This window comes from Herbaspirillum sp. RV1423, from assembly GCF_000577615.1.
Classification (GTDB): Bacteria; Pseudomonadota; Gammaproteobacteria; order Burkholderiales; family Burkholderiaceae_D; genus Herbaspirillum.
The window spans coordinates 1-1,216 of record NZ_CBXX010000084.1 but is presented as its reverse complement, the minus strand read 5'-3'; the positions used below and the strand labels follow the sequence as shown (position 1 = coordinate 1,216).

Here is a 1,216-nt window from a genome sequence, read left to right as displayed (position 1 = left end):
GCACTGCCGCCAGCTCGCGCTCTAGCTGGTCAAAGCGGCCCTGCAGCGAAGCGGCGGAGTCGGTCAGTTCACTGACCTCTTCCTCGCGTTGCTCGATCAGTTCAGCCTGCGCCTGGTTTTCGCGGGCCAGATCGGCCGCCGCTTCCTCGCTGTTGGCCAACTGCACTTGTACCTCGGAGGTGGCACGCGCCACCTCCTGGGTGAAATGCTCCTGAAGCATGCGCACCAGGACCGGGGACAGCGTCACGCCCTCCTTTGACGGCTGATTGCCGCTCTCCCAGTTCTTCAGCATCGGGTGAACGGTGCCCTGGCTGCCGCTGCCGTGCTCGGCAATGATCAGCCGCACCGTCGGTTTGATGCCTTTGGCTTTGAGCTGATTGGCGATGGCGTTGACGTGGTCTTGCCGTCAATCGAAGTAATCTTGTGAACACTTTGCAATCCGTAAGTCATTGAGTTCTCGGCGGTTCCATTTCCCGTGTTCACACTTTTGCTTCGATCATGAACGAAGTAAATCTGCAACAACCTTGAAATTCGAAATAAATCTGCTAAAACTTTGGTAAACAGCTGGAGACCCGCATGGCGACTCATTCTACGGTGCATCGCTACACGATTCCGATCCACAGTGCGCGACCAAAAGGTGCCCCGCGGTATGAGTTTTATGCGCCGAAAATTGGGCGTAGGGTGACCCTGTTTACGCCTCTACAAGTGCGCTTTTGGACGCTTTTAGAAAGCGCCCCCCTCGTTCACAGTTATTGTGAACGTCCGGCCTATTGGGAGGCAGTCGAGGGGAGGCGCTTGACCGATTTCTGGGTCAAGGCGGGACCCCGCGAAGCGTGCTGCATCCTCGCAGACGACGTCCGACCTGGCCGTGTCGGCACGCTGAGTTCGAGCCTAGATATCGGGGTTCGTTACGTTGCAGCGGGGAGCTTGGCGTCACGCAGTGTCTGGATCGATAACTGGGTGCGTATCCTGCCGTATCTGACGCTGAATGCGCGCTTGGTAAATGAGCGGCTTGTGAGGGATATCGAGCGAGCCAGCGTTGCTGCCCCCACGCTCGCTCAACTCGAGTGCGATTTTCAACCCAATGACATCGTCCTGGTGCGAACGGCGGTGTTCATGCTTCTGCATCGGGGCAGCATCAAGGCAGACGCATTACGGTTATTGCCCTTGGGTCCCGGTACGGTGTTTCGACGAGCATTGGTATGAAGAATCGATT

The 1,216-nt window shown here is 57.3% G+C and carries 2 protein-coding genes; one reads left to right on the top strand and one right to left on the bottom strand.

The genetic code is table 11. From position 1 onward, the window contains the following. Positions 1 to 346 (bottom strand): DNA-binding protein (locus RV1423_RS28170; RefSeq protein WP_034303961.1); only part of this gene is annotated, 346 nt, incomplete at its 3' end. A 230-nt stretch (positions 347 to 576) separates the two neighbouring features. Here RV1423_RS28170 and RV1423_RS28165 point away from each other — a divergent pair. After that, positions 577 to 1,206, top strand: coding sequence for a hypothetical protein (locus RV1423_RS28165; RefSeq protein WP_034303960.1), 630 nt, complete (start codon positions 577 to 579; stop codon positions 1,204 to 1,206). The last annotated feature ends 10 nt before the right edge of the window (positions 1,207 to 1,216 follow it).